We start from the raw sequence: 212 nt of genomic DNA, 5'->3' as shown, positions 1-212 counted from the left end.
AGCAGGCGCTCTCCCAGCTGAGCTAATCCCCCATAGGATTAATTTATTTAATTAATGGGCCTGAATGGATTCGAACCATCGACCTCACCCTTATCAGGGGTGCGCTCTAACCAACTGAGCTACAGGCCCGGTTACTTTCCATTTCGCTTGAGATAGGCCTCTCAAAACTGAACAAAGTGACGATTGTGTATTCCGTTATATCCTTAGAAAGG

At 46.2% G+C, this 212-nt stretch carries 1 tRNA gene; it reads right to left on the bottom strand.

Annotated features, from left to right (window positions below):
• Positions 1-55: 55 nt before the first annotated feature.
• Positions 56-129: transfer RNA gene (locus tag HMPREF2626_RS05720), tRNA-Ile, on the bottom strand.
• Positions 130-212 lie beyond the last annotated feature (83 nt).

It is taken from the genome of Aerococcus sp. HMSC062A02 (assembly GCF_001809535.1).
Lineage (GTDB): Bacteria > Bacillota > Bacilli > Lactobacillales > Aerococcaceae > Aerococcus.
Note: the sequence above shows the minus strand (reverse complement) of the source record. Positions and strands in the feature narration are given on the sequence as shown.